The organism is Peptidiphaga sp. (assembly GCF_057238965.1).
The window spans coordinates 1-7520 of record NZ_DBHHEV010000028.1 but is presented as its reverse complement, the minus strand read 5'-3'; the positions used below and the strand labels follow the sequence as shown (position 1 = coordinate 7520).

Below are 7520 nucleotides of genomic sequence, written 5' to 3'. Positions count from 1 at the left end.
GATCCTCGCCAAGGTCAACCACAAGGACACCGGCCCGAGCGGATCCCTGGTGCGCTCGGAGCTGCAGGCGGACTGCCTTGCAGGCGTGTGGCTGCACAACGCCTCGAAGACGGTCGATCCGGAGTCGGGGAAGACGTTCCTCGTCCCGCCCACCCGCGAGGAGCTGAAGACCGCCGTCGACGCCGCAGCCGCCGTCGGCGACGACCACATCTACGAAAGCGCGGGCATGGAGGCCAATCAGGAGTCCTTCACGCACGGATCTTCCGCCAAACGAACCGAATGGCTCATGAAGGGCTACGAAGGCGGAAAGTTCGAGAGCTGCGACACGTGGTCGGCGCCCGCCCCCTGATGCGGCCGGCCGCCGCGTCCAATGGACGAGCGCCGAGCCGGATGCGCGGCGGCGCGCTGCCGCTGAAGCCGCGCTAAACGTTGAAGCCGAGGGCCTGGAGCATTTCCCGGCCGTCGGAGGTGATGCGTTCGGGCCCCCACGGCGGCAGCCACACCCAGTTGATCCGGGTCGATCCGGCCATTCCCTCGAGCGCCCTCGTCGTCTGCTCCTCGATCACGTCCGTCAGCGGACAGGCCGGGGACGTCAAGGTCATGTCGATGACCACGTCCGCCCCCTCCAGCGCGATGCCGTAGACGAGGCCCAAATCGACGACGTTGATCCCCAGCTCGGGGTCGATCACGTCCTTGAGCGCCTCTTCGACGTCCTCGACTTTCGGGGCGCCGACGGTCTCCTGGGAGGCGCCTGTCTCTTCGCGGGCGGCGGCCCCGTAATCGGGCGCGAGCTCGAGCTCGTCAGCCATGGCTCTCTCCTTTCGCAGCGACGGCCTTGTCCGTCGCGTCTCTCAGGGCCATCCAGCCCAAAAGCGCGCACTTGATGCGCATGGGGAACTTCGCCACGCCAACGAAGGCCGCGGCGTCCCCCAAGGCCTCTTCGACGTCCTCGGTCAGGCCCGCGCCGCGCGAGTCCATGAGGGCCCGGAACTGCTCGTACAGATCCTTCGCCTCGTCGACGCTGGCGCCTTCGAGCATGTCGATCATGATGCCGATGCTTGCCCGGGAAATCGAACAGCCCTCGCCCGTCCACGCCACCTCGGCGATGCGGCCGCCGTCGTCGGACATCCGCACCCTGAGGTTCACCTGGTCCCCGCAAGTCGGGTTGACCTGGAAAGATTCGCCGTCGAAGGGGTCGAGTTCGCCCTCGCCGCGCCGTTCGTGGGCGGCGTCGAGGATGATCTGCTGGTACATCTGATCGAGGTCGTTCATCTCTCCTCCACGCAAGAGTCGTTCATCCCTGCTCCACGCCGAAAAATGGGCGGACTTTCTTCAAGGCCTCCAGGAAGGCGTCGACGTCGGCGTCGTCGTTGTACGGCCCCAGGGAGGCCCTGGACGAGGCAAAAACGCCGAAATGCCGGTGTATGGGCTGCGCGCAGTGGTGCCCCGTGCGCACCGCCACGCCGTCGGCGTCGAGAACCTGCCCGACGTCGTGGGGATGCACCCCGTCGACCGAAAAGGAGACGGCCCCCGTGCGGTCGACGGCCTCGCGCGGGCCGAGCACCCGGACTCCCGCGATGTCCGCCATGCCGGCCAGCATGCGCTCCGTCAGCTTCTTTTCGTGCGCCGCCACGCGGCCCATCCCGGCGGCGGCGAGGTACTCGGCCGCGGCGCCCATGCCGACTGCCTCGGCCACCGGCTGGGTCCCGGCCTCGAAACGCTCGGGCGGCTGGGCGTAAGTCGCCCCGTCCATCTCGACCACCTCGATCATCGACCCGCCGAATTGGTACGGCGGCATCGCTTCGAGGAGCTCGCGCCTGCCGTAGAGCGCCCCGACCCCGGTGGGGCCCAGCATTTTGTGGCCCGAGAAGGCGGCGAAATCGACGTCGAGGGCCTTGAGGTCCACGGGCATATGCGGAACCGACTGGCAGGCGTCGAGCACCGTCAGGGCCCCTGCCTCGCGGGCCGCAGCGACGACGGCCTCGACGGGCGCGACCGCCCCGGTGACGTTCGAAACGTGGGCGAAGGCCACGAGCTTGGTCGATCCGTCGATCACGGAGAGCGTCTCCAAGTCGATGCGCCCGTCCGAATCGCAGTCGAGCCACCTGAGCTCGGCCCCCGTCCGTCTGCACAACTCCTGCCAGGGCACGAGGTTGGCGTGGTGCTCGGCCCTCGTGACCACCACGCTGTCGCCCGGCCCGGCGCTCAGCCTCCCCTGCAGCGCGGACGCGCCCACGGAGGGCCCACGGCCGGCCGAAACATTCGACATCGCGTAGGCGAGGAGGTTGATCGACTGGGTCGTCCCCGAGGTCCAGACGAGCTCGCCGGGGTCGGCCCCGACGAATCGAGCGACCTTATCGCGCGCGTCCTCGAATGCGGCGCTCGCCTCCTCTGCGAGAAGGTGCGATCCGCGTTTGACCGCCCCATTTTTGGCCACGGACATCTCCTCAACGGCGTCGAGGACGGCCCTCGGTTTGAGGGAAGTCGCCCCCGAATCGAGGTAGACGAGCCGGTTCCCCCCGCGCGCCGGGCGCGCGAGGGTCGGGAAATCCGTCCGCGGAACCGGGCTCGCCACGTCAGGCCTCGATGTACTCGTCGTAGCCGCGCTCTTCGAGCTCGTCGGCCAGCTCGGGACCGCCCGTCACGACGATCTTGCCCTTCGCGAAAACGTGGACGAAATCGGGCTTGATGTAGCGAAGGATCCGCGAGTAGTGGGTGATGAGCAGGATCGAGTTGCCCGTCCGCTCGTGGACCCGGTTGACGCCCTCGGACACGACGCGCAGGGCGTCGACGTCGAGGCCGGAGTCGGTCTCGTCGAGGATCGCAACCTTCGGTTCGAGCAGCTCCATTTGGAGGACCTCCGTGCGCTTCTTCTCGCCGCCGGAGAAGCCGACGTTGAGGTCGCGCTTGACGAAGTCGGGCGAGACCTTGAGGGCCTCGGTCGCCTCGCGCACGCGCTTCGTCCACTCGCGCAGCTTGGGGGCTTCGCCGTCGATCGCCGTCTTGGCCGTGCGAAGGAAGTTCGTCACGGAAACGCCCGGCACTTCGACCGGGTACTGCATCGCGAGGAAGAGGCCCGCCTGGGCGCGCTCGTCCGGCGTCATGTCGGTGATCTCTTCGCCGTCGAGGAAGACCTGCCCCTCTGTAATGCAGTACTTGGGATGGCCCGCGAGCGCGTAGGCCGTGGTGGATTTGCCCGAGCCGTTCGGGCCCATGATCGCATGGATCTCGCCGTCGCCGATGCTCAGATCGACGCCGTGGAGGATGGGCTTCATTCCGTCGGTTGTCTCGACCGAGGCGTGAAGGTTGCGAATCTCAAGGGTTGGCACTTTTGTCTCCTAGGAGGCGGCGTCGACGTCGACCAAAACGTCGTCGCCTTCTATTTCAATGGCGTATACGGGGACCGGCTTGGTCGCCGGCAAGGTGAGCGCCTTTCCGCTCCTGATGTCGAACAGCGCGCCGTGCTTCCAGCATTCGATCTCGCCCTCGTCGACGTCGCCCTCGGCGAGGGAGTAGTCGTCGTGGGAGCAGGTGTCGCCGATGGCGTGCCACGTTCCGTCGGAATCGCGGACCACCGCCACCGCCACCTGTTCGCCTCCGGCCGATCTCATCTCCACCTGGAGCGCTCCGGCGGCGGCGACGTCGCCCACGGAGCAGGCGCGCGCGTAGCTCATTCGGCGTCCCTGGAAGCCTGGGCGAGGTCGAGCTCGCGCTCGATGGCGGCCATGAGCTTGGCTTGGACGGATTCGACTCCGATCGACTCGACGAGCTCGGCGAAGAATCCGCGCACGACGAGCCTCCTGGCGACGTCTTCGGGCACTCCCCGCGCGCGCAGGTAGAACAGCTGCTCCTCGTCGAAGCGGCCGGTCGCCGAAGCGTGGCCTGCCCCGGCGATCTCCCCCGTCTCGATCTCGAGGTTCGGCACAGAGTCGGCCTTGCCGCCCTTGGTGAGCACGAGATTGCGGTTGAGCTCGTAGGTGTCGGTGTTCTTGGCGGTCGGGCGGATGAGCACGTCGCCGATCCACACCGAATGCGCGTCCTCGCCCTGCAGGGCGCCCTTGTACGTGGCGCGCGAAACGCAGTTGGGCGGGTTGTGGTCGACGAAGAGCCGATGCTCGTGGTGCTCGCCGCCCTCGGTGATGTAGGCGCCCAGAAGTTCGACGTCGCCGCCCTCGCCCGCAAACTCGGAGCTCGTGGCGACGCGCACCGCGTCCCCGCCCAGGGTGACGACGATGTGGCGCACCTTGGCGTCGCGCCCCACGCGAATTCGCTGATGGGAGACGTGCCTGGCGCTGCGCTCGGCCTCCTGAACCGAGACGACCGTGAGCTCGCTGCGGTCCTTGGCCTCGATTTCGACGGTCTCGGCAAGGTCGCCGCCGCCGGCGTGCTCGATCACCACCGTGCCCTTGGCCCCTTCCTCCGCGAGGCCGCGCAGCCGGCCGACGCTCATCCCTTCGGGGGCGTCGATGGCGATCATCGTGTCAGGAGCCTCGCCCGCGACCGTCACGACGTGGACTCGCTCGGCCGCTTGCCAGGCCAGCGCGCCCGTGCGGTCCTCCGGCTTTCCGACGAGCCCGACGCGCTCGTCCTCGCGGGAGATGGATTCGACCGAGCCCGCCGAGACGAGAACCTCGGCCTGAGCCGCGTCGAGCGTCTCAAAGAAGGGGGCGAGCCGCTTCATCGGTGTGAAGCGCCACTCCTCCTCTTCCCCGGTGGGAACCTCGAAATCGGCCGGATCGAAAGAGCAGAGCCTGTCCGCCCGCGACGACCCCGTTCCCTCGCCGACGCCCTCGCTTTCGAGGACGGCTTTCGAATGGTCAGTGGACAGCGTGTCGCTCATCAGCCGACGCTCCCTTCCATCTGGAGCTCGATCAGCCTGTTGAGCTCGAGGGCGTATTCCATGGGCAGCTCGCGGGCGATGGGCTCGACGAAGCCCCGCACGACCATCGCCATGGCCTCTTCCTCCGAAAGCCCGCGCTGCTGCAGGTAGAAAAGCTGGTCTTCGGAGACCTTGGAGACCGTCGCCTCGTGCCCCATTTCGACGTCGTCTGTGCGAACGTCCACGTAAGGGTACGTGTCGGTGCGCGAAATGTCGTCGACGAGCAGCGCGTCGCACACCACGGAGGACTTCGACCCCTGCGCCTCCTCGCCGATCTGGACGAGTCCGCGGTAGGACGAGCGTCCGCCGCCTCGGGAAATCGACTTCGAGACGATCGACGACGTCGTGCGCGGGGCGAGGTGGATCATCTTCGCGCCCGTGTCCTGATGCTGGTCGGGGCCGGCGAAGGCCGCCGAAAGCGCCTCCCCGTGGGCGTGCTCGCCCAGCAAAACGCAGCTCGGGTACTTCATGTTGACCCGCGAGCCGATGTTCCCGTCGACCCATTCCATCGTGGCGCCTGCGGCGACGGCCGCGCGCTGGGTCACGAGGTTGAGGACGTTGTTCGACCAGTTCTGGATCGTCGTGTAGCGCACGTGGGCGTCTTTTTTGACGATGATCTCGACGATGGCCGAATGGAGGGAGTCCGATTGGTAGATGGGGGCCGTGCATCCTTCGACGTAGTGGACGTAGGAGCCCTCGTCGGCGATGATGAGCGTGCGCTCGAACTGCCCCATCGACTCGGTGTTGATCCTGAAATACGCTTGGAGCGGGATGTCCACGCGCACGCCTTTGGGGACGTAGATGAACGATCCGCCGGACCACACCGCCGTGTTGAGCGAAGCGAACTTGTTGTCCCCCGCAGGGACCACGGTGCCGAAATGCTCTCGGAACAGGTCGGGGCACTGCTTGAGCGCCGAGTCCGTGTCCAGGAAGACGACGCCCTGCGACTCCAGGTCATCGCGAATCTGGTTGTAGACGACCTCGGATTCGTACTGGGCGGCAACCCCCGCTACGAGCCTGGCCTTCTCTGCCTCGGGAATTCCCAGACGGTCGTACGTGTTCTTGATGTCTTCTGGCAGTTCGTCCCAAGAAGCGGCCGGTTTGTCGGTCGAGCGCACGAAGTACTTGTATTCGTCGAAGTCGATGAACGACAGGTCGGGCCCCCACGCAGGCATCGGCCGACGTTCGAAGAGCCGCAGAGCCTTGAGGCGGTTCTTGAGCATCCACTCGGGCTCGTTCTTCACCGAGGAAATGTAGCGCACCACGTCCTCGTCCAAACCGCGCCGCGCATTGCGGCCCGCTTCGTCGGAGTCGTGCCAACCGTAGTTGTATTTTTGGCCGAGCGCGTCAATGGTTTGCTGCTGCTCCTGAATCGCTTCGGCCACCGCGGCTTCATGCCGGGTTTGTGTCATGTGTTTCCTTCCTGACTTCGGCCTCGCGGATCCGCGAAACCAGGGGTATCGTCAGCGTGCACACGTGCTCTCCGCCGGCCAGGGTCGCGAGCCTTTGGACGTGTACGTTGAGCAGACGATGGAACGCTTGAGTCTCCGCCTCGCACATGACGGGGAAGGACGATGCGACATCGTGTATCGGGCAGTGGCCCTGACACAGCTGAAGCGTCATATCCCCCGGGCCGCGCCGAACGCTGGCCGCATAGCCGTCTCGAGTGAGTGCGTTTGCGAGAGCGGCGGCCCGAGCCTCTGGATCGGGCCCGGCCTCGTCGACGATGCCGGTGTAGCGAGCCTCAAGCTCGTCGATCCTTTGGGAGGCGAAGGCGTTCACGCCCTCGTCGCCCAAGGAGTCCCTTAAAAACGAAAGAACCTGATTGGCCACGTCCGCGTAGGAGTCGCCGAAAGTCGCCTGCCCGAGCGACGTGGCGACATAGCGGCGGGACGGGCGCCCGCGCCTGGCCGGACGGGAGGCGGCGCCCGTATACTCGACGATCTGCCCGTCCGTCTCCAATTGGGTGAGGTGCCTGCGCACCGCTGCGGAGGTGAGGACCAGCATCGAGGCCAGTTCGGCGGACGTTATCGGCCCGCGTTCGATGATGAGTCTGAGTATGTTGTCGCGCGTGCTGACGTCGGCGTCGGGCTTGACGGCCATCGTTCCCCCTCTCCTGAGCAGTGTAATACGCAAAACGCGACTTGTCTTAATAAGTTTAGGACTTCAGTCGCAATCTTTCCACGTCGCCGCGGCGCGCGTTTATGGAGCCCGGCCACATTTCGCCTGCGGGCGAAAGCCGGGAACGTCGAAGCCTGCGCCGCGCGTGCCGAAAGCTGAAACCGTTGCCCGCCGAGGGAGCCGGTTCTAGCCTTTGAGGAGGGACTGGACGGCCAGGACTCCGACGACGAGGGTCGGGCTGGCCAAGGCTCCTTCACGGACGGCGGCGGCGACGTCGCTCAACGCCCGCCATTCCATCTCGATCTCCGCCTCTTCGTCCTGCCTGACGAAATCGGTCTCCACGCTCGTCAGCCCTCGCGCCAGGTAGACGGTCAACAACTCGTCGGAGCATCCCGGGGACGTGTAGAAACGCGCGAGGAACTCGTATTCGGCGGCCGCCATCCCAGTTTCCTCCGCCAATTCGCGCTGGGCGGCCCGCATGGGATCCTCCCCCGGCTTGTCGATCAGCCCCGCGGGGATC

General features: G+C 66.6%; 10 protein-coding genes. 1 reads left to right on the top strand and 9 read right to left on the bottom strand.

What is annotated here, in order from left to right; translation table 11 throughout:
* A partial coding sequence (locus tag ACO48X_RS04990; protein ID WP_485001023.1) for a neutral zinc metallopeptidase occupies positions 1-349 on the top strand: 349 nt, incomplete at its 5' end.
* 73 nt (positions 350-422) lie between these two features.
* Here ACO48X_RS04990 and ACO48X_RS04985 read toward each other — a convergent pair.
* The 9 genes from ACO48X_RS04985 to ACO48X_RS04945 all read right to left on the bottom strand — a co-directional run.
* The gene (locus tag ACO48X_RS04985) at positions 423-809 is read right to left on the bottom strand and encodes a metal-sulfur cluster assembly factor (protein ID WP_485001022.1); all 387 of its coding nucleotides are present in this window, start codon (positions 807-809) and stop codon (positions 423-425) included.
* Positions 802-1272 carry a Fe-S cluster assembly sulfur transfer protein SufU gene (gene sufU, locus ACO48X_RS04980; protein WP_009198628.1) on the bottom strand — a complete coding sequence of 157 codons (471 nt, stop codon included), beginning with the start codon at positions 1270-1272 and terminating at the stop codon, positions 802-804. Before sufU ends, ACO48X_RS04985 begins: the two co-directional genes overlap by 8 nt.
* 22 nt (positions 1273-1294) lie before the next feature.
* The gene (locus ACO48X_RS04975) at positions 1295-2575 is read right to left on the bottom strand and encodes a SufS family cysteine desulfurase (protein ID WP_485001021.1); all 1281 of its coding nucleotides are present in this window, start codon (positions 2573-2575) and stop codon (positions 1295-1297) included.
* A gap of 1 nt (position 2576) precedes the next feature.
* Positions 2577-3329 (bottom strand): Fe-S cluster assembly ATPase SufC, encoded by a 753-nt coding sequence (gene sufC / locus ACO48X_RS04970; protein ID WP_485001020.1) that lies wholly within the window; start codon positions 3327-3329, stop codon positions 2577-2579.
* Positions 3330-3338: 9 nt separating this feature from the next.
* Positions 3339-3674, bottom strand: a complete 336-nt coding sequence (locus ACO48X_RS04965) for a non-heme iron oxygenase ferredoxin subunit (RefSeq protein WP_485001019.1) — start codon at positions 3672-3674, stop codon at positions 3339-3341.
* Complete coding sequence (gene sufD / locus ACO48X_RS04960; protein ID WP_485001018.1) at positions 3671-4840, bottom strand: Fe-S cluster assembly protein SufD; 1170 nt, start codon at positions 4838-4840, stop codon at positions 3671-3673. Before sufD ends, ACO48X_RS04965 begins: the two co-directional genes overlap by 4 nt.
* On the bottom strand, positions 4840-6291 hold the full coding sequence (gene sufB, locus ACO48X_RS04955; RefSeq protein WP_485001017.1) for a Fe-S cluster assembly protein SufB: 1452 nt from the start codon (positions 6289-6291) through the stop codon (positions 4840-4842). Before sufB ends, sufD begins: the two co-directional genes overlap by 1 nt.
* Positions 6272-6982, bottom strand: a complete 711-nt coding sequence (locus tag ACO48X_RS04950; RefSeq protein ID WP_485001016.1) for a helix-turn-helix transcriptional regulator — start codon at positions 6980-6982, stop codon at positions 6272-6274. The genes sufB and ACO48X_RS04950 overlap by 20 nt, the downstream gene beginning before the upstream one ends.
* A 204-nt stretch (positions 6983-7186) precedes the next feature.
* A partial coding sequence (locus ACO48X_RS04945; protein ID WP_485001015.1) for an NUDIX domain-containing protein occupies positions 7187-7520 on the bottom strand: 334 nt, incomplete at its 5' end.

Coding starts and splice junctions, on each gene's coding strand:
- ACO48X_RS04985 (WP_485001022.1), bottom strand. CDS start 809: ATGGCTGACGAGCTCGAGCTCGCGCCCGATTACGGGGCCGCCGCCCGC.
- ACO48X_RS04965 (WP_485001019.1), bottom strand. CDS start 3,674: ATGAGCTACGCGCGCGCCTGCTCCGTGGGCGACGTCGCCGCCGCCGGA.
- sufU (WP_009198628.1), bottom strand. CDS start 1,272: ATGAACGACCTCGATCAGATGTACCAGCAGATCATCCTCGACGCCGCC.
- sufB (WP_485001017.1), bottom strand. CDS start 6,291: ATGACACAAACCCGGCATGAAGCCGCGGTGGCCGAAGCGATTCAGGAG.
- sufD (WP_485001018.1), bottom strand. CDS start 4,840: ATGAGCGACACGCTGTCCACTGACCATTCGAAAGCCGTCCTCGAAAGC.
- ACO48X_RS04950 (WP_485001016.1), bottom strand. CDS start 6,982: ATGGCCGTCAAGCCCGACGCCGACGTCAGCACGCGCGACAACATACTC.